Genomic DNA, 22,243 nt, shown 5'->3' on the forward strand with positions numbered 1-22,243 from the left:
GTGTTTCCGGCGAACCGTCAACTCAATAATCTTACACGCTTGAGGCAGGGAGAAAAACTTGGTTTATGCGTGCTTGGACACAACCTCGGCAGCGATTTTCCCTGCCTCTTCGCTGGATGGCCCAGGGCTGGGAATCAAGAGTGCGCGGCGGTAGTAATCAAGTTCACGAATCGACTCTTGAATATCTGCCAGAGCACGGTGGCCACCATCTTTGGTGGGTGAGTTGAAGTAGACACGAGGGAACCAGCGGCGAGCGAGTTCTTTCAACGAGGAAACATCAATGTTGCGGTAGTGCAGACGAGCATCCACCTGAGGCATGTAGCGCACTATGAACGCGCGGTCAGTACCAATGGAGTTGCCACACATCGGTGGCTTCTGTCCTTCGGGCACATGCTCATTGATATACGCAAGAACTTGAGCTTCAGCATCGGCGAGGGAAAGTCCGTTGGGAATTTCGTCAATCAGTCCCGAAGTGGTGTGCATGGTGGTAACAAACTCACCCATGTTCTCCAAGGCAGCCTGACTAGGGTTGATCACAACATCGAAACCCTCGTGAACTGCGTTGAGTTCGGAGTCAGTAATGATCACTGCCACTTCAACTAACTCATCAACATCGAGATTGAGTCCGGTCATTTCACAGTCGATCCAGACCATGTACTCATTCGGTGTTCCCATACTCACAATTCTAGGCGTGAGCACAGACAAAGATTCCCTGGCCAATAGCTGGCCAGGGAATCTGTCGAGGATTTGTTCGCTTTACTTCAGAATGCGAATGAGCTTGCGGTTAACGAACTCTTCGATTCCGTAGCGTCCCAATTCGCGACCGAAGCCAGAACGCTTGATACCACCGAAAGGAAGCTCTGGGCTATCAAGGCCAACGCCGTTGACGTACACCATTCCCGCTTCAATCTGATCAGCCACACGAAGGACCTGCTCCTTGTCAGTGGAGAACAGATACGAGCCCAAACCAAATGGAGTGTCATTAGCGAGAGAAATTGCCTCTGCTTCATCCTTGACGGAGTAGACAATGGCCACAGGACCAAAGAATTCTTCGTGGTGAGCATCCATGCCTGGTTTGACGTCAGTGAGAACTACACCGGAGAAGTACGTTCCGTTGCGGTCGCCACGTGCGTGAACAGTTGCACCCTGTTTAACCGCACGAGAGATCTGTTCTTCGAGACCGTCTGCAGCGCCTGCAGAGGAGAGGGGACCGAGGTAGGTGTCCTCATCCATAGGGTTGCTAGGAACCATCTCCAACATCTTGGCGGTGAACTTCTCCAAGAACTCTGAGTAGAGACTTTCAATAACAACAAAACGCTTGGCTGCGTTGCAGGCCTGGGCGTTGTTGTCGTTACGTCCTGCAATTGCAGCGTCAACGGCATAGTCCATGTCATCGGTGCTCAGCAGAATGAAAGGGTCGGATCCACCGAGCTCGAGAACGACCTTCTTGAGGTAACGTCCAGCAGTCTCGGCAACAGCAGCGCCTGCACGCTCAGAACCGGTGAGAGAAACTCCCTGCACGCGGTCATCAGCAATAACAGTTTCAATCTGCTTGCTGTCGGCATAGAGGTTTTGGTAGGCCCCAGCAGGGAAGCCTGCGTCGAGGAACATCTTCTCCATAGCTGCAGCAGATTCAGGGCACTGTGATGCGTGCTTGAGCAAGATGGTGTTACCCAAGACGAGGTTGGGTCCTGCAAAGCGTGCAACTTGGTAGTAGGGGAAGTTCCAGGGCATGATGCCCAGCAGTACACCCAGTGCAGAGCGACGAATGAAGGCTTCGCCCTCACCTTCGAATTCCACAATGGGCTCATCTGCTAAATACTTTTCGCCGTTGGCAGCATAGAAGGAGTAGATGTCTGCGGTGAAGTCCACTTCACCGAGTGCCTGGGCCAGAGGCTTACCCATCTCGCGAACGATAATTTCTGCAAGTTCTTCACGGCGCTCGCGGTGAAGCATTGCCACTTTCTCAATCAGCGCAGCACGTTCGGCAACTGAAGTCTTCTTGGACCAGTTTTGGTATGTGTTATGGGCTGCTTCGATAGCAGTGCTGATTTGTGCGTCGGAGTCTTGCGCATAGGGTGCGCCGCTTTCTCCGGTAGCAGGGTTGGTAACGATGTACTTGCTCATATCCACTCCTATGTGGCGTCAATGGTGATGCTTCGATACTAACTGTTTGGTTGCGAATAGAAACAGGGTTCACCCTCTGTTCACGGCGCATTCTCGGGATAAAAAGTCCCCCCGGCAGGAATCGAACCTGCGACCAAGAGATTAGAAGGCTCTTGCTCTATCCACTGAGCTACGGAGGGTTATCCCTTAAGTTTACGGGGTGTTTCTGATGGGGTTTTCAGTTCAGAGTTACTTCTTCGCCACGGGAATAGTTCCAGTTGTTGCTGCAAGATCTAAATCCATAACCACCTTGCCCTGACGCGATGTTTGGGCCAGCACGATTCCTGCTGTCACAATTAGTGCACCAATGACCTGGATGAGAGAAAGCGCCTCTCCCAGCCAGAGCCACGCCACGATGAAGGCAAAGATCACCTCAGAGGACGCAATAATTCCTGCCGAGGTGGCCTTGAGCAAGCTCAATGCCTTAAAGGAGAGATAGAACGCCACGAAGGAACCCATGGTGATGGCCCATAAGAAGGGCACCCAGAGCGGAACATAGATGGCAGCGAGGGAGCCTGAGAGGGAAATCTGATGGGCAAAGACGGAGTAGTCCATGTTTTGCCAACCGCTAAAGAATGCCCAAAACAGCGAGGCAAACAACATAGCCCAGAACGTCATTCCTAAGACGTTCATTCCCTTAAGGGCGTGCTCGCCGATGAGGAAGTAGACGGTGTACGCAGCGGCTGCGATGAGGGCAAAGATCATGCCCAAGCCATCTACAGAGCTATTCCATACCTCGGCAACGACGGCCAGGCCTACAAGGACAAGAGCAATAGCTGCCCACAAACGGGCACGTACTTTTTCTTTGAAAACAAAACGTGCAATGACAGCTACTGCCAGAACTGCCAGGTATTCAAAAAGAAGAGCAATACCTACCGGAATACGCGCAATAGCGAGCGCATAGAACCACTGCAGCATCGCCACACCAAAGACACCTAATGCGGCCATTGTGAGTAGTTGCTTGAAGGTTATTTTGAAGGCACTGCGGTCGGTGAATAACAACACAATGCCGGCAATGATCATGGTTGCTGTGGCACGAAAGAACGTCATCTGCGCGGCAGTCACGCCTTCGGAAAGTACGAGTTTGACCACGCTTCCGTTCGAACCGAACAAGATCGCGGCCAGGAAGCCAATGATGTAACCCATGTCAGTTACTAATCTAGAGGAATGACAACTTTCGTAGTAGCTGGTGGATGCTTTTGGTGCTTGGATGCGGTGTACCGCACCCTCAACGGAGTGACCGATGTCATATCCGGTTATTCCGGTGGTACCACTGAAAACCCCAGCTATGAAGAAGTATGTACGGGAACCACAGGTCACGCTGAAGTGGTGAAAGTTGTCTTTGACGAGAACGTCATTCCTGCCGAGGTCATCTTGGATGTGTTCTTCACCCTGCACGACCCACGTCAACTCAACCGCCAGGGCAATGACATTGGCACGCAGTATCGGTCTGCCATGTTCTATGACGGCGAAGCACAAAAAGAACTCTTCCAAGCAGCTATTGATCGCGCTAACGAGTATTGGGGTGGGGGATTGGTGACCACTCTCGAGCCGCTGGGTGCTTTTTATGACGCTGAGGAATATCACCAAAACTTCTTTGCTAGAAACCCAGGCCAGGGATATTGCCTCGCGGTTGCTGTTCCTAAGGTAAACAAGGTTCGCGCGTCTTTCGCCAGCTATATCAAGGACTAGTCCTCCACAGGGGTTAGATATTTGGTTCGTCCCCGAAAGTCGAAACACATTCGGTCTTGGCCTGCATATCGGCGCATCCTTCCTACACGTGTTCACACTTAGGAAGGACGTCATCATGACTGACACGATTACCCTCAGCGGATTGGTTGCCACCACTCCGCGCCATTTGACCACAAGCGAAGGTTTGGCCATTACAAGTTTTCGTCTAGCCTCGAGCCAGCGACGCTTTGACCGTGCATCCTCCCGCTGGGTAGATGGTGACACCAATTGGTACACCGTTTCAGCGTTTCGACAGCTTGCCGAAAACGCTGCAGTATCTGTTAATAAAGGAGACCGTGTCGTGGTCTCAGGCAAACTGCGCATTCGCGATTGGGAAAACACCGATCGTTCGGGAACAACCGTGGAAGTAGAAGCAGATGTCCTCGGGCACGACCTAACCTGGGGAATCTCCCACTACACCCGAAACTCCACTTCCTCCGATGTCACGACCATCACAGAAGATGACTGGGGTGGCCTGCCTGACCGTGACAATGACGAGGAGGACGAGCTACCTCTTGCAGCGAAAACTCGCAAAAAGGTTGCCGCCTAACGCCTGTCTCAGCTGCTACTCAGAACGCCCCCTTTAGACTTGGGGGCGTTCTGTGTTGCGCAGAAGAAGACCCGAGGACAATAACTGTGAAGAAAAGAAGCGTACCTGCTGTGCTGGTGCTCGCCGTAGCCAGCTCGCTCATCTTGAGCGGTTGTGCAGGTGGTGCCTCTGAATCTTCCTCATCTTCTCAACCCAGTTCTAGCCCAGTTGCTAGTGAAACGGCGAAGGCACAGAAAGCACCACAATTCCTGCCTGAAGGAAGTGCCAAAGACAACCTGTACTACTTCACATGGGTAATGGAACAGACACTTGCAGCAGACCCTGCAACTGAGGCCACCACAATGGCACAGAAGATTGCTGATTCAGGTTTTGGCGTCGCGGGAATTCAATTCACGCTCGATCGCACCGCTGTCGGTCTGGCCTCTGACTCCATGTTTATTGGTGTTCCTTTTGCGGGGGAGTGCTTAGTCGGCCAATTTGGACCCAAGATCTCAGGTGTGAAGACAGATGTTGAGCCTGCACTAGCCTCGGGCGGCTGCTTACTGGGGACGGGAATTCAAACCCTGGGCTAACACCTAGAATTAAGCCATGGCTGAGTTCATTTATTCCATGGTTCGTGCGCGCAAAGCGGTGGGCGACAAGCTCATTCTTGATGACGTCACAATGTCATTCTTTCCCGGCGCAAAGATTGGAGTCGTTGGTCCCAACGGTGCTGGTAAGTCAACGATTCTGAAAATCATGGCAGGGCTTGACACCCCTTCCAACGGTGAAGCCAAGCTCAGCCCCGGTTACTCGGTCGGCATCCTCATGCAGGAGCCTGAACTTGATGAAAACAAGACTGTTCTTGAAAACGTCCAGGAGGGCGTTGGTGAGATCATGGGCAAGATTAACCGCTTCAATGAAATTTCTGCCGCCATGGGTGAGCCCGACGCGGACTTTGACACCCTGCTTGCTGAGATGGGCACACTGCAGGAAGAAATCGACGCTGCCAACGGGTGGGACCTGGACTCCCAGTTGGAGCAGGCCATGGATGCTCTACGTTGCCCACCCGGTGACTGGCCAGTAGACAAGCTCTCCGGTGGTGAGAAGCGTCGTGTAGCGCTGTGTAAGCTCCTGTTGCAAAAGCCAGACCTTTTGCTGCTCGATGAGCCCACCAACCACCTCGATGCTGAGTCTGTGCTCTGGCTCGAACAGCACTTGGCTAAGTACCCCGGTGCTGTTCTCGCCGTCACCCACGACCGTTACTTCCTTGACCACGTTGCTGAGTGGATTGCGGAAGTCGACCGCGGGCACCTCTACCCCTACGAGGGCAACTACTCCACCTACCTCGAGAAGAAGCGTGAACGTCTAGAGGTTCAGGGAAAGAAGGACGCAAAACTTGCTCGTCGTCTCTCGGAAGAACTTGACTGGGTTCGCTCGAATGCCAAGGGACGTCAAGCTAAGTCCAAGGCACGTCTGGCTCGCTATGAAGAAATGGCTGCCGAGGCTGAGAAGACTCGCAAGTTGGACTTTGAAGAAATCGTTATTCCTGCAGGTCCGCGTCTAGGACAAGTTGTTCTCGAGGTCAAAGACCTTAAGAAGGGCTTTGGAGATCGCACCCTTATTGATGGATTGTCCTTCTCCTTGCCTCGCAATGGCATTGTTGGAATTATCGGCCCCAACGGCGCTGGCAAGTCCACCCTCTTCAAGACCATTGTTGGTCTTGAAGAGCCAGACGGTGGTGAAGTCAAGATTGGTGAAACAGTCAAGATCTCCTATGTTGACCAGAGCCGCGGCGGCATTGACCCTGACAAAAACCTTTGGGAAGTTGTCTCTGACGGACTGGACTTTATTCAGGTTGGAAACGTGGAAATCCCTAGCCGTGCGTATGTCTCCACTTTCGGTTTCAAGGGTCCAGACCAGCAGAAAAAGGCTGGTGTTCTTTCCGGTGGTGAGCGTAACCGCCTGAACCTGGCGTTGACCCTCAAACAGGGTGGAAACTTGTTGCTTCTGGATGAGCCCACCAACGACTTGGACGTGGAAACTCTCGGAAGCCTCGAAAATGCTTTGCTTGAATTCCCCGGCTGTGCTGTGGTCATCACTCACGACCGGTGGTTCCTCGACCGCATTGCCACACACATTTTGGCTTACGAAGGCACCGACGAGAACCCCAGCTACTGGCACTGGTTCGAGGGGAACTTCGAATCCTACGAAGCTAACAAGATTGAGCGTCTCGGCCCGGATGCTGCCAAGCCTCATAGCAGCACCTACCGCAAGCTCACACGCGACTAGGACTTCACTATGCGTTTACACATCCCCACCAACATCCGCTGGTCTGACCTGGATGCCTACGGGCATGTGAACAACGCAGCCATGTTCGGTTTGCTCGAAGAAGCTCGTATTCATGCTTTTTGGGCGGGGGATTCTGGTCACGGAAATGACCACATGGCTACCCGAATTCTTGAGGGTGGCCCGGACGCCGATACTTTCACCCTCATTGCACACCAGGAAATTGAATATTTAGCTCCCATTCATTACATGCGTGAACCATTGGATTTACAGATGTGGTTAGGACATGTCGGCGGGGCAAGCTTGGAAGTCTGTTACGAAATCTATTCCCCGCTACAAACTGCCACAGCAGAGAATCCACAGCAGCTTTTTGCGCGTGCAACGACAACCATCGTCTTGGTAGATGCGAAAACATCTAAACCTCGTCGCATGACGGACGAAGAGCGTGAAGCTATTGCTCCCTACGTGGAGGATGGCATCCAGTTCAAGCGTCGAAGCTAGAAAAGGTAACCAATAACTATGCGGTGTAGATCACGCCGTCTTTGACTTCAATCGCATAGCTAGGCAGAGGCGAATTTGCTGGGCCGCTCATCGGATCGCCGTTGACCGGATTGAAGGTTGCCTCATGGCAGTCGCACTTGATAATTTTCTCGCGGCAGCCCACGACACAGCCTTCATGCGTGCAGATGGCGCTGAAAGCGTGAAATTCATCTGCGACAGGTTGCGTGACGACAAGCTTGGTTCCCTCGACTTCGAAGTTGCGTCCTGCACCGACGGGAACATCGGATGTGGGTCCGATTTCAAGCCCCTGTGGGAGCATTCCGCTCCCACCAGCACTAGCGCTGACAGCATTGGAGCACCCCGTCAGGGCAACGGCAACACCGGCAGCACCAATTGCACCCAGGCCGAGTACTTCACGGCGGGAAAGCTTGGGAGTGAGATTACGTGCAGCCATTATGTGTCCAATCCAGGAACGCGAACCATGCCCTCTTGGGCAACGGAAGCAAGAAGTATTCCATCTCGAGAATAGATACGCCCCAAGGATAAACCACGACCCCCTTGTGCACTGGGAGATTCTTGAACGTACAGCATCCATTCATCGACACGTCCAAACCGATGGAACCACATGGCGTGATCCAGGCTCGCTGCTTTCAGGCCGGGTGTGGCCCAGGGGATTCCGTGGCGGCGATAAATCGGTTCAAGGATTGTGTAGTCGCTGACATAGGCCAATGCGGCACGGTGAAGCATGGGGTCATTAGGGAGTGCGGACAGTGATTTCATCCACACTGCTTGGTGAGCGACTTGTTTCCCCTCAACACTCATATAAATCGGAGATTCACAGTGGCGAAGATCGAAGGGGCGCTGAGTGGCCCAATACTGTGCCACAGGATGGTCAATGGGACCTAAGAGTTCACCGGCGGTGGGCAAGCTTTCAGGTTCGGGAAGTCCTGTGGGCATGTCCATTTGATGATTCACTCCTGGATCTTCGTCTTGGAAGGAGGCAATCATCGAAAAGATGGGGAGCCCTTCTTGATAGGCCTGGGTTCGACGGGTTGAAAAAGAGCGCCCATCGTGAATGCGGTCAACAGAGAAGGTAATTGGTTTAGTGATATCTCCAGCACGCAAAAAGTAACCGTGCAAAGAATGAACCGGACGATCTGTCGGAATAGTTAACGAAGCTGCGGTGAGTGATTGAGCCAGAACCTGGCCGCCATAAACGCGACCATGTGGCATGAACTGGTTGGGAGCAGAGAACACATCTTCCCCATTGACACTGGGCTCCGGGGTGAGGTGAAGAGTCTCGAGCAATGCTTCGATGTTTTCGTGCATATGTTCTGGCTGCATATCGTCCCCAGTGAGGTGAAGAAGTGATTCATTCGCTAGTTTAGGTTGCGAGATGACGAATACGGTGACCCTGGCTAGCGAATATGACGCTGCTGATCTGAAGACCTATCTAGAACGCGCGGATCGACTGGGATGTGAACATGTCTGGCTAGTTGGCGCCGGTGGCGCTCTCGCTGCTTATGTCGCAGTGCTCACACCGCAAGGTCTGCTCGATGTTGCTCCCACCGTTTTGGGCTTAAGGATCTTCGAAAGAGTGGAAACAAGCCAGCTGGACACGGTTGTTCACGTCCGTGCCATGCTTGATCGTTTAGCTCGCGACGAACTCGCCATTGCACTTCCGGTCGGGCAAGCAGGTATCGCCTGGACAGGAGTTGCACCACCACGGTCTAATTGGGCTCCAGTGGGACGTTTGAGTGAGATTGAACTTCAACTCACGGCCAAAGCTGGAATCGAAGAAGTTGCGAAAGCCAATGGCTTAGGTACAAACATCGTCACGGCTGTCCGCGAAGAGGTATGGCGCAGACCGCTCAATGTTCTTGGTTCTGAAGGGCTTACTGTTCCCGCTGGTGTTGCCTTTGCGGCCTTTGGGCTTGGTTTTCTCGGCACAGTAGAAGCACATGTCACGAGCTCTGCTGCATGGAAGCGTATTTCGACCCAACGCGGCCACATACTGGTGAAGTAGTTAATCCTCAAACGTATTCGTCATCGCATAGGCGGCGCGTTCGAGATACTCCAAGAGTGTTTCTCTTTGCAGTGGTGGAAGGTTCAGTTTGTCCACGGCATGTTCCATATGACCTAGCCAACGATCTCTGGCGTCAGGGTTGATTTTGTAGGGCATGTGGCGCATCCGTAGCCGTGGGTGTCCCCGGGTGTCACTATAGGTCGTGGGGCCGCCCCAGTACTGTTCCAGAAAAAGTTTGAGGCGCTCTTCAGCAGGTCCCAGATCCTCTTCGGGATACATGGGCTTGAGAACGGGGTCTTTGGCTACGCCTTTGTAAAACTCATGTGCCAGTTTGGCAAACACAGCTTCGCCACCAACCTCCTCATAGAAGGAGAGAAGTTCCTCGCTCATTACTCAGAAGCCTGAATTGCTGAGATGTCGCGAGTGGTCTTCTTGACTGGCGCTTTCTTTGCAGCTGGTTTTTTGGCGGGCTTCACAAACGCAGCAATAGGCTCGGCAGACTGGCCATAGGTCATGTTGCCCACTCGAGTAATCTCACCGTTGCGCACAAACCAGATGGTTCCGTCATCACCTTTGATAGTGGTGATGCGCACACCTACAGATTCAACGACCCCCACGGCCAAACCGACATCGACGCGGTCTCCCACGCCCAACTGATCTTCAAAGACCATGAACATTCCATTGAGCACATCTTTGACAATGTTCTGGGCACCGAAACCTAGGGCAGCTGCACCAATACCGGCAGACGCCACAATCGCTGTGACGGAGACCCCCAGCTCTTGAAGAACAACAATGGCTGCAACAGCAATAACCATCCAGGAAATGGAATTGCTAAAGACGGTTCCCATGGTTTGGGTGCGCTGAACCTGGCGCAAAGCGGAAATGTTTGCTGGGACACCAGCAAGTTGGTGCTTTTGGTTCTTGTTATGGGCATCAGAGACCATGCGGCGAATGACTCTGCGGCTCAGTGCCAACAATGTCCAGCGAATAATCGCTGCGGTGATGATCGTTATAGCGATGTTGATTGGGATTGAAGCCGAGTTATAGATGGCATCCAAGGTTTCTGAGAGGTTCATGCAGATTCCTTTGCGTCACGAGCTTGCGCAGCAAGAGTGCGTTCAGTTCCAGCCAAGTTTTCAACAATCAAACGGCGTAATGGAGCCGGTGTGTTGTTGTTTTTGAGGTAATTGCGAGTTGCCTCAGCCAATGCCTCATCAGCCAACGGTGCGGGGTAGTAGCTTTCGACAAGTTCTTCGGCAATGGCGTAGCTTCGGCTAGCCCAAATCTTTTCAATTGAGTCGAAATATTGCTTGACGAACGGCTGCAGCACGTCGAGGTTGTGTGCTTTGTTGAAACCTAAACCGGTGGCGCGCACAATCAGATTGGGTTTGTCATCTGCAACCCAGACCGAATCCCATGCTGCTTGTTTTTGTTCCAGGCTCGGCAAGGCAGCCTTGGCGTGAGCGGCAGACTGAGCACCGGTTGCAGTGTTGTCTTCTGCGAGGTAGGCATCGATATCTGCCTCGGTTGCGTGACCGCCAGCAGCAAGGGAAATCAGCAGTTCCCAGCCAAGATCAGTATCGATGTCTAGTTCACCAAGAGAAATCTTCCCATCACGCAACGCCTTGACGTTGTTGAGGTGTTCTTCCGTAGTCGCGATAGCGGCAAAGTTTCGTAAGAACTGGAACTGGTTGTCGCTACCTGGTTCCGCCTTCTTTGCGAGCTCCCACAGTGCATCGGCTACACGGACCGTTTGTGCATCTCGAGTTGCAGGATCGACATAGCTGGAGGCAACAAGCAGAAGCTGCCCCAGAACTGTGCGCACAACTGTGGACTCTGTTTCGGTGGCAATATTGCCCAAGACCAGGTCAATGAAGTCTCGGCCAGCGGTTTCGGCATCGCGTGTGGAATCCCACACGGAGCCCCACACCAGAGAGCGAGCCAGAGGGTCCTCAATGTCCTTGAGGTTCGCTATCGCCACGCGCAGAGAAGCCTCATCGAGGCGAATCTTGGCGTAGGCAAGATCGTCATCGTTGATGAGGATCAGATCGGGGCGTTTCAGGCCAACGAGTTCTGAAACCTCCGTGCTCACACCATCAACATCGAGTTCCACGCGGTGTTCGCGAACGAGCTTGCCCGCCTGGAGGTTGTAGAAACCAATGGCCATACGGTGAGGACGGATGGTGGGCCAATCAGCTGGTGCACTCTGTTCAATCGAGAACGCCGTGATGGTGCCATCGGCATCCGTTGAGAGTGCTGGACGCAGCGTGTTCACGCCTGCTGTTTCCAACCAGAGCTTGGACCAGGTGGTGAGGTCGCGGCCTGAGGTGGCTTCTAACTCGACGAGGAGATCGGTGAGCTCAGTGTTGCCATAGGCGTGCTTTTTGAAATATTGGCCAACACCTGCGAGGAACTGCTCCTGGCCAACCCATGCGCCCAGTTGCTTGAGTACCGAGCCACCTTTGGCATAGGTAATGCCATCAAAGTTCACGCGCACAGCATCCAGGTCGGGGATATCCGCCACGATCGGATGCGTCGAGGGAAGCTGGTCCTGTCGATATGCCCAGCTTTTTTCCATGACGGCGAAGGTAGTCCATGCTTCATGCCATTCGGTTGCTTCTGCTGTAGCCAGGGTAGAGGCATACTCTGCGAAGCTTTCGTTCAGCCACAGGTCATTCCACCAGCGCATGGTGACGAGGTCACCAAACCACATGTGGGCAAGCTCGTGCAAGATAGTGACCACGCGACGTTCACGGATGGCGTCTGTCACCTTAGAGCGGAAGACGTAAGCCTCGGTGAAGGTGACACATCCCGCATTTTCCATGGCACCGGCATTGAATTCGGGTACAAAGAGTTGGTCGTATTTGTCAAAGGGGTAGGGGTAGTCAAATTTGCTTTCAAAGTAGGCAAAACCTTGGCGTGTTTTTTCGAAAACGTAGTCGGCGTCCATGTATTCAGATAGTGACTTGCGGCAGAAGACACCCAAAGGAATTACGCGACCATCTGCACTAGTGAGTTCACTGCGAACCACGTCATAGGGGCCGGCAACAAGCGCAGTGATGTAGCTGGAGATACGCGGGGTGGGCTCAAAGTTCCAGGTGGCTGAGCCATCGCTGTGCTGCACGGGCGCTGGTGTGGGTTGGTTGCTGGTAACCACCCAGTAGTCGGGAGCCGTCACGGTGAACTGGAATGTTGCTTTCAAATCTGGCTGTTCAAAGACAGCGAACATGCGCCTTGAGTCAGGAACCTCAAATTGTGTGTAGAGGTACACTTCGTTGTCGACAGGGTCAACGAAGCGGTGCAAACCTTCACCAGTGTTGGTGTATTTGGCATCAGCAACAACAGTCAACGTGTTGTGTGCCTGCAAGTTATCGAGCTGAATGCGCACACCGTTACTGACCTGTGCGGGATTAAGATCAACACCGTTGAGCGTGACCGAGTGAACTTTCTCAGTAATGGCGTCGATAAAGCTGGAATACCCTTCCGTCGCAGAAAACTCGACAGTAGTGGTGGTGCCAAAAACGTGCTCACCACGCAGTAGATCAAGATCAACCTTGTAGCTGTGCACGGCAATGTGCTCAGCGCGTTCAATGGCTTCGTGGCGAGTGAGGTTTTCTCCGGACACTACTTTTCCTTCCAGCGGTTTGGTTAAGAGCCTAACCCGGACTACGTCCCCCTAAAATCGAGGAATGCGCATACATATCGCCACCGACCACGCTGGCCTCGAATTTAGCCAGTTCTTGCAAACTCACCTCACCGAAGCAGGACATGAGGTTATCGATCACGGCCCCAGCGAATATGACGCATTAGATGACTATCCTGCGTTCTGTATTAATGCTGCTGCGGCTGTTGCAGCGGATCAGGCCGCAGGTGTTGAGGCACTCGGTGTAGTTTTTGGCGGTTCTGGAAATGGTGAACAAATTGCTGCCAACAAGGTCAAAGGTATTCGCGCAGCTCTTGTATGGAGTCAAGCAACCGCTCAGCTTGCACGTGAACACAACAATGCGAATGTGATTTCAATCGGTGCGCGCCAGCACAGTTTGGAAGAGGCTGTGAGCTTCATTGACACGTTTATTGCTGAACCATTCCCCGGTGATGAGCGTCACGTTCGCCGTATCGCCCAGCTCGCTGAATACGAAGAAACCGGCGAGATCGTGGGTAAAGGCGTAGTCAAGTACTAGCGACGAATTAGTGCACCATGCCTGAGGGACATTCCGTTCATCGCATTGCCCGGCAGTTTGATCGAAACTTTGTCGGGCAGCGAGTTGCAGTCAGCTCTCCCCAGGGACGTTTTGCTGCCGGAGCAGCAGTGCTCAACAACCTCGAGTTGGAAGAAGCCTGGGCAGTGGGCAAACAACTCTTCATGCGTTTTTCTGGAGATCACTGGTTGCGTGTGCACCTAGGGATTTATGGCGCATGGGATTTTTCTGGCACTATCCAAGCCGATGCCACGATTGCCTCTGCAAATGGTCGGATAGGACAAACCAATCAGCGCGGCACAGTATTCGATACTGCCGGCGAAAATTCGCTCAGTTCTATCGGTGCACCTCGCAAAACGCGCATGCGCATGGCCGAGGAACAACAAGAACGTGAACTCGAGCAGACAACTCAGTTTCCACCCGAGCCCATCGGAGCTGTCCGTGTTCGACTGCTGACCGAGACGGTCTGTGCAGATCTTCGCGGACCAACCGCGTGTGAAGTTCTCACCGCAGAACAAGTTGATGCCGTGCTATCTCGCTTAGGACCTGATCCGCAGCGTGACTCCAGCGATGAGGCAGGCCAGAAGTTTGTCGATGCTGTTGTGAAAAAGAACACACCTATTGGTCTTTTGCTGATGGATCAATCTGTTGTTGCTGGAATCGGCAATGTTTACCGGGCAGAGATTCTCTTTCGAGTAGCAATAGACCCTTATCGCCCCGGAAAGAAAATCACCTCAGACGAAGCGTGGGCACTCTGGCGTGACTGGATCTACCTTCTTGAGATAGGTGTTCAAACCGGACAAATGATGACCATTGACGGGCTTGAGGGCGAAGCGTGGCGTAAAGCGATGGCAAACCGAGCCGATCGGCACTGGGTGTATAAACGTGAAGGACTGCCCTGTCTGAAATGCGGAACACATATTCGCCTCGATGTGATGGCTAATCGCAAGCTCTATTGGTGTCCTTCGTGCCAAACTTGAGCCATGCAGCTCACTCTCACTAATGCACGTATCCCCGGTGAACGCGGCCTGATGGGCAGCCTGATTAATGTGGTCATCACCGATGGGGTAATCAGCGACATTGAATTTGTTGGGGCCACAGGGGCGATCGACATGACAAAGGTTCTCGACGGCGAGAACATTGATGCTGGTGGACGCTATCTGATACCTGGAATGTGGGATACCCACACCCACTTCACCTCGTGGTCGTTGATGTTGCAACGACTGAACCTAGAAGGTGTTGAATCTGCTCGTGAGGTGGGTCAGCGTGTGAAAGAACGTCACCACACACATCCAGGAACTATGGTGGGTTTCGGCTGGCGTGGCAGCCTGTGGGAAGAAGAGCCACACTTCAGCATTCTGGACGAGGCGTGTGCTGATGAAGAGGTCTATCTCTTCAGTGGCGATGGTCACAGTGTGTGGCTGAACTCGAAAGCACTTGAGGTTCGCGGCCATGCCGGGCACCCCACAGGGCTTCTCGTTGAAGATGACTGTTTTGCAATCTGGGGTTCACTCTCTGATCAAACTCCTGAACAGCTCGATAAGGCAGTCCTTGATGCCTCACGTGCGGCTGCTGCACGAGGAATTGTCGGCATTGTTGATTTCGAAATGGGATGGATTCTGCCGGATTGGCGCCGCCGCATCAGCAACGGAAATGACCTCCTGCAGGTTGAATTCAGCGTGTACACCGAGTACTTGGATCGTGCCATTGAGACCGGTTTGCGCACCGGTGATGTTATTGCCTCCACAGAGGGCCTGCTTCGTATGGGAAATTACAAAGTCATCTCTGATGGCTCACTCAACACCCGCACCGCCTTCTGTCACGACCCCTATCCAGGCCTCACGGGAAAGAATGCCCGCGGGATTCTCAACGTCCCCTATGACGAACTGGTTACCTTGATGACCAAAGCCAGCTCTGCCGGCATCAACCCCTCCATTCACGCCATCGGTGATGACGCCAACACCTTCGCCCTCAACGCTTTCGAAGAAGTGGGCTGTGAAGGAACCATTGAACATGCCCAGCTGTTGGCATGGGAAGACATTGAGCGTTTTGCTCAGCTCGGGGTGATCGCTTCAGTACAACCCGAGCATGCCATGGATGACCGAGATGTCGCTGACGTTCTCTGGGAAGGTCGTACCGACCGCTGTTTCCCCTTTGCATCCATGCTCAAAGCAGGTGTGAAGCTCTCCATGGGCTCTGACGCTCCAGTTGCACCCTTGGACCCCTGGTTAGCTATCGCTTCCGCTGTTGAGCGCACGCGAGATTCTCGAGAGCCTTGGCACCCCGAACAACGCATTGAACCTCAGGCGGCACTAGATGCCTCTGCTCGCACCCGCATTGCTGTGGGGCAGCCCGCGGACTTATGCCTGGTTGATATTGACCCGCTCTATGCATCAGTTGATGAATTGCGTACGATGCCTGTTGTGCTGACCCTCAATGGTGGGCGTATCACTCACAACTCATTGGTCTAAGGCTCAATTCATGGGGGATCTCGAGAAGAACGAAGAGCTTGACGGTGATGTCATGCGTGAATTCGAAGATGACTCTGGTCCAGATCCACAAGGAATATTTGCCTCATTTTTCTCTGGAATTGTGAATTTTTTCGGTAACTTTTTTCGCTAACGCGCATACACGGTTGCAAGCTCGTCCCACCTTGTTGTGGCGCGAAGTGAGAGCATCTCTCGCTTCATTTCCCACTCTCGGGCACTCTTGAAACCTGCTGCACCTAACCCGATGCTGAATGCACCGTGCTTTTCCATCACCTTGTCTAAGGTTTCCCCCAATTGCCTACGTTCATGAACAGGAGTGAATAGATCTAAGTATTGATGTGATTCCTTAGGGCTGACATCATGCAGCAGTATTCCTGCGCGGACATATTTGCGGCCTTCTTCAATCCGGTTTAGCAGCACTGAACTCGATGCTTTAAGAATTTCCACCGGGTCGTTGGTGGGGATAGAAAAGACAGCGTTGACATAGGGGGAGTGGAAGGGTTCGTTGGCAAAGCGAGAGGTACCAGCAAAACAGGTTAATGCTCCTGCCACAGAGCCTTGTTTGCGCAGACGTTTACTGACCCGCTGGGCATAAACGGCCAAGACTTCTTCCATTTGTTTGCGGGTGGTCACGGGTGTTGCAAAACTGCGCGAATACATCACCTGGTTTTTGACCAGACGTTCACCTTCGAGTTTGATGCAGTCAATTCCGCGCAGTTCGTACACAGAGCGTTGCACCACCACACCAAACTTTTTCTTGATGCGAACCGGGTCCGCATCCCGCAAGTCTTTGATGGTGTGGATCCCTTGTGCAGCGAGCCGTTTACTCAAACGCCTGGCAATGCCCCACAGATTATCCACGGGAAGAGCAGCCATGATGAAATCCAGTTTTTCTGCAGAGAACATGTCCAGATTGCAGACCCCGTTCATTTCCGCAGATTTCTTGGCGCCGGCATTAGCCAGTTTTGCTTGCGTCTTCGAGCGGCCAATGCCCACGCAGACGGGCAACCCTAATCGGGTCTGGATGGCTTCTTTGATGCGGCGCCCTGTTTCAAGGAGCTCTTGTGGTGTTCCGGTGAGCTCCAAGAACGCCTCATCGATGCTGTACACCTCCACATGAGCGGAGAACTCCTGCAAAATACTCATCACTCGGGCAGACAGATCCCCATACAGCTCATAGTTGGATGAACGTGCGACCAAGCCCACACTCGGTGCCCACGCAGAAATCTTGAACCAGGGAACACCCATCGCAACGCCTAAAGCTTTCGCTTCACTGCTACGGGCAACAACACACCCGTCATTGTTTGAGAGCACCACAACGGGTTTGCCCATCAGTTTGGGGTCGAAGACGCGCTCGCAGGAGGCGAAGAAACTGTTGACGTCCACGAGTGCGATGCGGCGCTGTGACGAATCAGACATGATGCAAACACCTGGTCACAACACCCCAGATAATCAGTTCACTCAAAGACGCCACAGAAATATCTGGATACCTGGGGTTCTCTGCTTTGAGCAGGACGTTCTCGGAGCGAATGTGCAGGCGCTTGAGGGTGAGCTCACCATCGAGCACTGCCACCACGACGTCTCCGTCGCGAGGTGTCAGGGCTCGATCCACGATGACCTCATCGCCGTCACTAATGCCCGCGTTTTTCATGCTGTCGCCGGAGACGCGAACAATAAACGTGGAGTTCACGTCTTTGATCAGGTGAGTGTTCAGATCTACGCGACCGTCAAAATAATCTTGGGCAGGGGAGGGCCACCCCGCTGAAACGGCGGTTAATGCGGCCAAAATAGCCGGAATGGATTCCCCACGCAGTGGTCTGACCACTGCAGATGGTGCAGTGTGTGCCATGGTAAGCCCCTCTGTTTATTCGAATATATCTTCGAATAGTTGAGCATATCCCACGGACACTGGGTGTTGTCTAGTCCTGAATTGCGGCATTAGAAAAACAAGAAATCCCCCGGAATTCCGGGGGATTTCTTATGTTTGGAGGGGATGACGGGAATCGAACCCGCGTAATCAGTTTGGAAGACTGAGGCTCTACCATTGAGCTACATCCCCAGAAGGGTTGGCACCAGTTTAGCGTGGGCCAGCCATCTCATCTTATACGTTAGAGTAGTACTCGGTCATTTCGCCTCGGCGAATGCCGGACTTGCTTGAAGTTACCTTCTGCGTAACGTGAGGGCAGGACCGGGGCGTAGCTCAGCTTGGCTAGAGCGCCCGCTTTGGGAGCGGGAGGTCGCAGGTTCGAATCCTGTCGCCCCGACCACATCCAGATCCACACCATCACAAGCAGGAGTACCCCTTCGTGAAGACTACGGTCGAAAAAGTAAGTAACACCCGTGCCAAGCTCACCATCACGGTGACCCCAGAAGAGCTCAAGCCAGCTATCAAGCACGCGTATGAGCACATCTCTGAGTCGCTCAACGTTCCTGGTTTCCGCAAGGGCAAGGCACCGGCAGCTTTGATCGACCAGCGTGTAGGTCGTATGGCTGTGCTCGAGCACGCTGTCAACGAAGGCCTTGAAGGTTACTACCGCAAGGCAGTCGTTGACGAGAAGGTGCGCCCCATGGGTCGCCCCGAAGCAGACATCGTTACCTGGCCAGCTGAGAAGGACTTTTCCGGTGACCTGGTTGTCACCATCGAGGTTGACGTTCGTCCCGAGATCAAACTTCCCAAGCTTGACGGTCTCTCAGTTGAGGTTGAGGCAGCAGCAGTTTCTAAGGAAGATGTTCAGAAAGAACTCGACGATCTGCGTAGCCGTTTCGGCACCCTCGTCACCGTTGACCGTCCAGCAAAGAAGGGCGACTTCGCTCAGCTCGACCTAGTTGCCACCATTGGTGGTCAGGAAGTAGACACTGCACAGTCCATCTCCTACGAAGTTGGTTCTGGCGAGCTCATCGAAGGTATCGATGAGGCTATTGAGTCTCTCACCGCTGGTGAATCCACCACTTTCGAGTCCAACCTGCTCGGTGGAGACCACGAAGGTGAAAAGGCACAGATTGCTGTCACCGTTACCGCTGTCAAGGAGCGCGAACTTCCCAAGGCAGATGACGACTTTGCTCAGATTGCTTCTGAATTCGACACCATCGCTGAGCTGACCGAGAGCCTCAAGGCTCAGGCCGAGCAGCGCAAGGTTGCCGTTCAAGCTCGCGAAGCTCGCGAGAAGCTTGTAGACAAGCTCGTTACCGAAACAAAGATTGAAGTTCCTCAGGCTCTCATCGATGACGAAGTTCACCGTCACCTCGAGGGTGAGGGTCGTCTTGAAGATGACAAGCATCGCGCTGAAGTTATTGAAGAGACTCAGAAGCTTTTCGCAACCCAGATTCTTCTGGACACCATTGCCGAAGCCGAAGATGTTCAGGTAAGTCAGGATGAACTCACGCAGTACATCATTCAGGGCGCCATGCAGTACCAGATGGATCCTTCAGAGTTTGCCAAGATTCTCACCGACAACAACCAGATTCCTTCCATGGTTGCTGAGGTTGCCCGCAACAAGGCAGTCAGCATCATCTTGGGCAAGGCCAAGGTTGTGGACTCCAAGGGTAAGGCTGTCGACATGAGTGCATTCGCTCTCGTTGAAGACAAGAAGGCCGACAAGCCAGCTAAAGCTGAGAAGACTGACACAGCTGAGAAGACTGACACAGCTGAGAAGCCTGCAAAGAAGCCTGCTGCTAAGAAGCCCGCAGCGAAGAAGAACTAGTTCTTCGAACGAATTAATCACCCCCGCAGGAAACTGCGGGGGTTTTCGTTTTCGCTAAGCGCCCAAACTCGCCGCGAGGTGCTGAACAAAGCTCACTAACAAGCTCGTTCCCAAGGCGAACATCACGAGAGCAATAATGGCGTCAAGCACACGCCAGGAGGTGGGCTTCTTGAATACAGGATCTAGCACGCGAGCACCAAAGCCCAGAGTGCTAAACCAGAGCACGCTTCCGAGCATCGCACCTGCGGCAAACCACCACCGGTTTTCTTCGTAGGTTCCGGCGACAGAGCCCAAGAGAAGAACTGTGTCGAGGTAGACGTGAGGGTTCAAATAGGTCAGTGCCAGTGCTGTTCCCACAGCAACCTTAAGGCTGACTGCTTTACCGCCGGTATCAGTGTTCAGAACCTCAGGTTTCCAGGCGCGCTTGGCCGCCATTACGCCATAGGTGCACAAGAAAACACCACCAACGAGCTCAATGAGAAGTAGTAGCCATTCCAGCTGTTGAATAATGGCGCCTAGCCCGGCAACACCAACGGCAATCAGGAGAGCATCAGAGAGTGCGCAAATGGCGACAATCGCGAACACATGTTCTTTGCGAAGACCTTGGCGCAATACATAAGCGTTTTGCGCACCAATAGCCACGATGAGGGAGAGCCCAAACCCCAGGCCAGCCAATGCGGCAGCAAGAGTGGGAGTCATGAATTTAGTGTACTTCTCAGCACACCTCACATATTCTCTAAGACTTTTCTCAGACTAAACAGATTGACTTAGACCAATCCCACCGACCCCTTGGAGTGTGCAATGAAGTGTCCAACTGACGGAGCAACACTGGTGATGTCTGATCGCTCAGGAGTAGAGATTGACTACTGCCCTGATTGCAGAGGTGTCTGGCTTGATCGTGGTGAATTGGACAAGATTCTCGAGCGCTCTGTTTCTGCTCCGGCCCCCGCAGTAGCTGCTGCACCGCCTCAATATAGTGCTCCACCTCAATACAACTCGTATCCGCAAAACGGCTATAAGAAGAAGCCCCACAGCTGGCTGACAGAAATTTTTGATTAGACCCCACTCCTCATTGGGTAGTCGGGCCTCCTTCGTCTCGGGAGGCCCGACATTTTTAATCCGTGCGCCTGGGGCGAACGGCACTCCGCCTGAGGCGAACACTGCCGTGTTGAGTGTGTCCGCTCCAGTAGTGTGAAAAACATCGCAAGCGAAATCTCTTGCGGTTGTTGAAATGGAGCTGACATGGCCGAAATGGTAATGCCGAACAACGTCTTTGAGCGTCTGTTGAAAGACCGCATCATTTGGTTGGGTTCGGACGTGCGTGACGACAACGCCAACGAGATTTGCGCGAAGATGTTGCTTCTTGCTGCTGAAGATGCAGAGAAAGACATCTACCTCTACATCAACTCTCCCGGTGGATCGATCACCGCGGGTATGGCCATCTACGACACCATGCAGTTTGTTCCTAACGACATCGTGACCGTGGGGATCGGTATGGCTGCGTCCATGGGGCAGCTGCTGCTGACCTCGGGCACCAAGGGTAAGCGCTACATCACCCCCAACGCTCGTGTTTTGCTGCACCAGCCACACGGTGGCTTCGGTGGTACTGCTTCTGACATCCAGACCCAAGCACAGCTGATCAACTCGATGAAGCAGAGCTTGGCTGAGATCACCGCTGCTCAGACGGGTAAGACTGTTGAGCAGATTAACGCTGATGGTGACCGTGACCGCTGGTTCACTGCTCAAGAAGCTCTCGAGTATGGCTTTGTTGACCATGTTCGTGCCTCAGCAAGCGATGTCACCGGTGGTGGCGGAACCAAGACTGCGTAAGCGCCAGAGACAGATTCGAGGACTACAGATGACTATCCCAAACTTTGGCGGAACTGCGTTCAACGGTCAGGAAGCTCCTTCCAGCCGCTACGTTCTTCCTACTTTTGAAGAGCGCACCGCTTACGGGTACAAGCGTCAAGACCCATACGCCAAACTTTTCGAAGACCGCATTATCTTCCTAGGCGTCCAAGTTGATGACGCTTCAGCAGATGACGTGATGGCTCAGCTTCTTGTACTAGAAAGCCAGGACCCTGACCGCGACATCGTGATGTATATCAACTCTCCGGGTGGATCTTTCACCGCGATGACGGCAATATACGACACAATGCAGTACATCCGCCCGCAGGTCCAGACAGTGTGCCTCGGCCAGGCAGCATCAGCTGCGGCTGTGCTGTTGGCAGCAGGTGCTCCGGGTAAGCGTTTAGCTCTGCCAAACGCACGTGTTCTCATTCACCAGCCTGCAACAGGTGACGCAGGTCGTGGTCAAGCATCAGATATCGAAATCCAAGCCAAGGAAATCATGCGTATGCGTGAATGGCTGGAGGAGACTCTGTCCAAGCACTCGAACCGTTCTGTTGAACAAGTCAACAAGGATATCGACCGTGACAAGATTCTCTCGGCCGCTGAAGCACTCGAGTATGGTCTGATTGACCAGGTTCTTACCTCGCGTAAGAACGCTGCTATCGGCGTCTAAGTCCTGTACATTTCACGAAAACCCTGACTTCGGTCGGGGTTTTCGCTTTTCGGCACGCCGACGCCACGCATTCACAGGTGAACAGCAA

The 22,243-nt window shown here is 53.2% G+C and carries 25 protein-coding genes and 3 tRNA genes; 15 read left to right on the plus strand and 13 right to left on the minus strand.

Going from position 1 to position 22,243, the window contains the following annotated elements:
* Window positions 1–63: 63 nt before the first annotated feature.
* The 4 genes from orn to AURUGA1_RS02985 all read right to left on the minus strand — a co-directional run bounded on the left by orn (window position 64) and on the right by AURUGA1_RS02985 (window position 3,312).
* A complete protein-coding gene (gene orn / locus AURUGA1_RS02970) occupies window positions 64–675 on the minus strand; it encodes an oligoribonuclease (RefSeq protein ID WP_114128809.1) in 612 nt (203 codons plus the stop codon).
* An 81-nt stretch (window positions 676–756) separates the two neighbouring features.
* Window positions 757–2,127: an NAD-dependent succinate-semialdehyde dehydrogenase gene (locus AURUGA1_RS02975; RefSeq protein ID WP_114128810.1), complete on the minus strand. Its 1,371-nt coding sequence runs from the start codon at window positions 2,125–2,127 to the stop codon at window positions 757–759.
* Window positions 2,128–2,233: 106 nt separating this feature from the next.
* A tRNA-Arg gene (locus AURUGA1_RS02980) sits at window positions 2,234–2,306 on the minus strand.
* A gap of 49 nt (window positions 2,307–2,355) precedes the next feature.
* Window positions 2,356–3,312, minus strand: a complete 957-nt coding sequence (locus AURUGA1_RS02985) for a DMT family transporter (protein WP_114128811.1) — start codon at window positions 3,310–3,312, stop codon at window positions 2,356–2,358.
* A gap of 21 nt (window positions 3,313–3,333) precedes the next feature.
* On the opposite strand from AURUGA1_RS02985, the gene msrA reads away from it, so the two are divergent.
* From msrA to AURUGA1_RS03010, 5 genes are all read left to right on the plus strand, one after another.
* Window positions 3,334–3,858, plus strand: coding sequence for a peptide-methionine (S)-S-oxide reductase MsrA (gene msrA, locus AURUGA1_RS02990; RefSeq protein WP_114128812.1), 525 nt, complete (start codon window positions 3,334–3,336; stop codon window positions 3,856–3,858).
* 115 nt (window positions 3,859–3,973) lie between these two features.
* Window positions 3,974–4,447 (plus strand): single-stranded DNA-binding protein, encoded by a 474-nt coding sequence (ssb, locus tag AURUGA1_RS02995; protein ID WP_114128813.1) that lies wholly within the window; start codon window positions 3,974–3,976, stop codon window positions 4,445–4,447.
* Between the two features lie 86 nt (window positions 4,448–4,533).
* A complete protein-coding gene (locus tag AURUGA1_RS03000) occupies window positions 4,534–5,019 on the plus strand; it encodes a hypothetical protein (RefSeq protein ID WP_162784041.1) in 486 nt (161 codons plus the stop codon).
* Between the two features lie 16 nt (window positions 5,020–5,035).
* On the plus strand, window positions 5,036–6,718 hold the full coding sequence (gene ettA / locus AURUGA1_RS03005) for an energy-dependent translational throttle protein EttA (protein ID WP_114128815.1): 1,683 nt from the start codon (window positions 5,036–5,038) through the stop codon (window positions 6,716–6,718).
* 9 nt (window positions 6,719–6,727) lie between these two features.
* Window positions 6,728–7,216, plus strand: coding sequence for a thioesterase family protein (locus AURUGA1_RS03010; protein WP_114128816.1), 489 nt, complete (start codon window positions 6,728–6,730; stop codon window positions 7,214–7,216).
* A gap of 16 nt (window positions 7,217–7,232) precedes the next feature.
* Here AURUGA1_RS03010 and AURUGA1_RS03015 read toward each other — a convergent pair whose 3' ends face one another.
* Entirely contained in the window at window positions 7,233–7,670 is a 438-nt protein-coding gene (locus AURUGA1_RS03015) for a Rieske (2Fe-2S) protein (protein ID WP_114128817.1), read from the minus strand.
* Window positions 7,670–8,545, minus strand: coding sequence for an acyl-CoA thioesterase II (locus AURUGA1_RS03020; RefSeq protein ID WP_114129702.1), 876 nt, complete (start codon window positions 8,543–8,545; stop codon window positions 7,670–7,672). Before AURUGA1_RS03020 ends, AURUGA1_RS03015 begins: the two co-directional genes overlap by 1 nt.
* 67 nt (window positions 8,546–8,612) lie before the next feature.
* Here AURUGA1_RS03020 and AURUGA1_RS03025 point away from each other — a divergent pair, with 67 nt between their 5' ends.
* Window positions 8,613–9,242 (plus strand): hypothetical protein, encoded by a 630-nt coding sequence (locus AURUGA1_RS03025; RefSeq protein WP_162784042.1) that lies wholly within the window; start codon window positions 8,613–8,615, stop codon window positions 9,240–9,242.
* Here AURUGA1_RS03025 and AURUGA1_RS03030 read toward each other — a convergent pair whose 3' ends face one another.
* From AURUGA1_RS03030 to pepN, 3 genes are read right to left on the minus strand one after another with little or no spacing between them, the layout of a single operon-like run.
* On the minus strand, window positions 9,243–9,632 hold the full coding sequence (locus AURUGA1_RS03030; protein ID WP_114128819.1) for a globin: 390 nt from the start codon (window positions 9,630–9,632) through the stop codon (window positions 9,243–9,245).
* Complete coding sequence (locus AURUGA1_RS03035; RefSeq protein WP_114128820.1) at window positions 9,632–10,318, minus strand: mechanosensitive ion channel family protein; 687 nt, start codon at window positions 10,316–10,318, stop codon at window positions 9,632–9,634. The genes AURUGA1_RS03030 and AURUGA1_RS03035 overlap by 1 nt, the downstream gene beginning before the upstream one ends.
* Window positions 10,315–12,867, minus strand: a complete 2,553-nt coding sequence (pepN, locus tag AURUGA1_RS03040; protein WP_114128821.1) for an aminopeptidase N — start codon at window positions 12,865–12,867, stop codon at window positions 10,315–10,317. Before pepN ends, AURUGA1_RS03035 begins: the two co-directional genes overlap by 4 nt.
* Before the next feature lie 64 nt (window positions 12,868–12,931).
* Here pepN and AURUGA1_RS03045 point away from each other — a divergent pair, with 64 nt between their 5' ends.
* The 4 genes from AURUGA1_RS03045 to AURUGA1_RS08055 are packed head-to-tail and all read left to right on the plus strand — an operon-like array spanning window position 12,932 to window position 16,063.
* Window positions 12,932–13,423 carry a ribose-5-phosphate isomerase gene (locus AURUGA1_RS03045; protein ID WP_114128822.1) on the plus strand — a complete coding sequence of 164 codons (492 nt, stop codon included), beginning with the start codon at window positions 12,932–12,934 and terminating at the stop codon, window positions 13,421–13,423.
* Window positions 13,424–13,440: 17 nt separating this feature from the next.
* Complete coding sequence (locus AURUGA1_RS03050) at window positions 13,441–14,421, plus strand: Fpg/Nei family DNA glycosylase (RefSeq protein ID WP_114128823.1); 981 nt, start codon at window positions 13,441–13,443, stop codon at window positions 14,419–14,421.
* A gap of 3 nt (window positions 14,422–14,424) precedes the next feature.
* Window positions 14,425–15,912: an amidohydrolase gene (locus AURUGA1_RS03055; RefSeq protein WP_114128824.1), complete on the plus strand. Its 1,488-nt coding sequence runs from the start codon at window positions 14,425–14,427 to the stop codon at window positions 15,910–15,912.
* A 10-nt stretch (window positions 15,913–15,922) separates the two neighbouring features.
* Window positions 15,923–16,063, plus strand: a complete 141-nt coding sequence (locus tag AURUGA1_RS08055; RefSeq protein ID WP_162784043.1) for a hypothetical protein — start codon at window positions 15,923–15,925, stop codon at window positions 16,061–16,063.
* Here the strand turns inward: AURUGA1_RS08055 and AURUGA1_RS03060 are convergent.
* The 3 genes from AURUGA1_RS03060 to AURUGA1_RS03070 all read right to left on the minus strand — a co-directional run bounded on the left by AURUGA1_RS03060 (window position 16,060) and on the right by AURUGA1_RS03070 (window position 17,989).
* Window positions 16,060–17,349 (minus strand): Y-family DNA polymerase, encoded by a 1,290-nt coding sequence (locus AURUGA1_RS03060; protein ID WP_114128825.1) that lies wholly within the window; start codon window positions 17,347–17,349, stop codon window positions 16,060–16,062. The two genes, AURUGA1_RS08055 and AURUGA1_RS03060, sit on opposite strands and share 4 nt — an antisense overlap.
* Window positions 17,342–17,779, minus strand: a complete 438-nt coding sequence (locus AURUGA1_RS03065) for a LexA family transcriptional regulator (RefSeq protein ID WP_114128826.1) — start codon at window positions 17,777–17,779, stop codon at window positions 17,342–17,344. The genes AURUGA1_RS03060 and AURUGA1_RS03065 overlap by 8 nt, the downstream gene beginning before the upstream one ends.
* A 136-nt stretch (window positions 17,780–17,915) precedes the next feature.
* Window positions 17,916–17,989, minus strand: a tRNA-Gly gene (locus tag AURUGA1_RS03070).
* Window positions 17,990–18,119: 130 nt separating this feature from the next.
* On the opposite strand from AURUGA1_RS03070, the gene AURUGA1_RS03075 reads away from it, so the two are divergent.
* Both AURUGA1_RS03075 and tig read left to right on the plus strand, forming a co-directional pair.
* Window positions 18,120–18,197, plus strand: a tRNA-Pro gene (locus AURUGA1_RS03075).
* Window positions 18,198–18,236: 39 nt separating this feature from the next.
* A complete protein-coding gene (gene tig / locus AURUGA1_RS03080) occupies window positions 18,237–19,631 on the plus strand; it encodes a trigger factor (protein ID WP_114128827.1) in 1,395 nt (464 codons plus the stop codon).
* Window positions 19,632–19,685: 54 nt separating this feature from the next.
* Here tig and AURUGA1_RS03085 read toward each other — a convergent pair whose 3' ends face one another.
* The gene (locus tag AURUGA1_RS03085; RefSeq protein ID WP_114128828.1) at window positions 19,686–20,330 is read right to left on the minus strand and encodes a LysE/ArgO family amino acid transporter; all 645 of its coding nucleotides are present in this window, start codon (window positions 20,328–20,330) and stop codon (window positions 19,686–19,688) included.
* Between the two features lie 102 nt (window positions 20,331–20,432).
* Here AURUGA1_RS03085 and AURUGA1_RS03090 point away from each other — a divergent pair, with 102 nt between their 5' ends.
* From AURUGA1_RS03090 to AURUGA1_RS03100, 3 genes are all read left to right on the plus strand, one after another.
* The gene (locus AURUGA1_RS03090; RefSeq protein WP_114128829.1) at window positions 20,433–20,690 is read left to right on the plus strand and encodes a zf-TFIIB domain-containing protein; all 258 of its coding nucleotides are present in this window, start codon (window positions 20,433–20,435) and stop codon (window positions 20,688–20,690) included.
* 183 nt (window positions 20,691–20,873) lie between these two features.
* Window positions 20,874–21,461: an ATP-dependent Clp protease proteolytic subunit gene (locus tag AURUGA1_RS03095; protein WP_205214672.1), complete on the plus strand. Its 588-nt coding sequence runs from the start codon at window positions 20,874–20,876 to the stop codon at window positions 21,459–21,461.
* Window positions 21,462–21,489: 28 nt separating this feature from the next.
* A complete protein-coding gene (locus AURUGA1_RS03100) occupies window positions 21,490–22,155 on the plus strand; it encodes an ATP-dependent Clp protease proteolytic subunit (protein ID WP_114128830.1) in 666 nt (221 codons plus the stop codon).
* The last annotated feature ends 88 nt before the right edge of the window (window positions 22,156–22,243 follow it).

This window comes from Aurantimicrobium sp. MWH-Uga1, assembly GCF_003325955.1.
GTDB lineage: Bacteria > Actinomycetota > Actinomycetes > Actinomycetales > Microbacteriaceae > Aurantimicrobium.

Excerpts from the sequence above, each read along its gene's own strand:
- orn (WP_114128809.1), bottom strand. The coding sequence starts at position 675 with ATGGGAACACCGAATGAGTACATGGTCTGGATCGACTGTGAAATGACC.
- AURUGA1_RS02975 (WP_114128810.1), bottom strand. The coding sequence starts at position 2,127 with ATGAGCAAGTACATCGTTACCAACCCTGCTACCGGAGAAAGCGGCGCA.
- AURUGA1_RS02985 (WP_114128811.1), bottom strand. The coding sequence starts at position 3,312 with ATGGGTTACATCATTGGCTTCCTGGCCGCGATCTTGTTCGGTTCGAAC.
- msrA (WP_114128812.1), top strand. The coding sequence starts at position 3,334 with ATGACAACTTTCGTAGTAGCTGGTGGATGCTTTTGGTGCTTGGATGCG.
- ssb (WP_114128813.1), top strand. The coding sequence starts at position 3,974 with ATGACTGACACGATTACCCTCAGCGGATTGGTTGCCACCACTCCGCGC.
- ettA (WP_114128815.1), top strand. The coding sequence starts at position 5,036 with ATGGCTGAGTTCATTTATTCCATGGTTCGTGCGCGCAAAGCGGTGGGC.
- AURUGA1_RS03010 (WP_114128816.1), top strand. The coding sequence starts at position 6,728 with ATGCGTTTACACATCCCCACCAACATCCGCTGGTCTGACCTGGATGCC.
- AURUGA1_RS03015 (WP_114128817.1), bottom strand. The coding sequence starts at position 7,670 with ATGGCTGCACGTAATCTCACTCCCAAGCTTTCCCGCCGTGAAGTACTC.
- AURUGA1_RS03020 (WP_114129702.1), bottom strand. The coding sequence starts at position 8,545 with ATGCACGAAAACATCGAAGCATTGCTCGAGACTCTTCACCTCACCCCG.
- AURUGA1_RS03025 (WP_162784042.1), top strand. The coding sequence starts at position 8,613 with ATGACGAATACGGTGACCCTGGCTAGCGAATATGACGCTGCTGATCTG.
- AURUGA1_RS03030 (WP_114128819.1), bottom strand. The coding sequence starts at position 9,632 with ATGAGCGAGGAACTTCTCTCCTTCTATGAGGAGGTTGGTGGCGAAGCT.
- AURUGA1_RS03035 (WP_114128820.1), bottom strand. The coding sequence starts at position 10,318 with ATGAACCTCTCAGAAACCTTGGATGCCATCTATAACTCGGCTTCAATC.
- AURUGA1_RS03045 (WP_114128822.1), top strand. The coding sequence starts at position 12,932 with ATGCGCATACATATCGCCACCGACCACGCTGGCCTCGAATTTAGCCAG.
- AURUGA1_RS03050 (WP_114128823.1), top strand. The coding sequence starts at position 13,441 with ATGCCTGAGGGACATTCCGTTCATCGCATTGCCCGGCAGTTTGATCGA.
- AURUGA1_RS03055 (WP_114128824.1), top strand. The coding sequence starts at position 14,425 with ATGCAGCTCACTCTCACTAATGCACGTATCCCCGGTGAACGCGGCCTG.
- AURUGA1_RS08055 (WP_162784043.1), top strand. The coding sequence starts at position 15,923 with ATGGGGGATCTCGAGAAGAACGAAGAGCTTGACGGTGATGTCATGCGT.
- AURUGA1_RS03060 (WP_114128825.1), bottom strand. The coding sequence starts at position 17,349 with ATGTCTGATTCGTCACAGCGCCGCATCGCACTCGTGGACGTCAACAGT.
- AURUGA1_RS03065 (WP_114128826.1), bottom strand. The coding sequence starts at position 17,779 with ATGGCACACACTGCACCATCTGCAGTGGTCAGACCACTGCGTGGGGAA.
- AURUGA1_RS03085 (WP_114128828.1), bottom strand. The coding sequence starts at position 20,330 with ATGACTCCCACTCTTGCTGCCGCATTGGCTGGCCTGGGGTTTGGGCTC.
- AURUGA1_RS03090 (WP_114128829.1), top strand. The coding sequence starts at position 20,433 with ATGAAGTGTCCAACTGACGGAGCAACACTGGTGATGTCTGATCGCTCA.
- AURUGA1_RS03095 (WP_205214672.1), top strand. The coding sequence starts at position 20,874 with ATGGCCGAAATGGTAATGCCGAACAACGTCTTTGAGCGTCTGTTGAAA.
- AURUGA1_RS03100 (WP_114128830.1), top strand. The coding sequence starts at position 21,490 with ATGACTATCCCAAACTTTGGCGGAACTGCGTTCAACGGTCAGGAAGCT.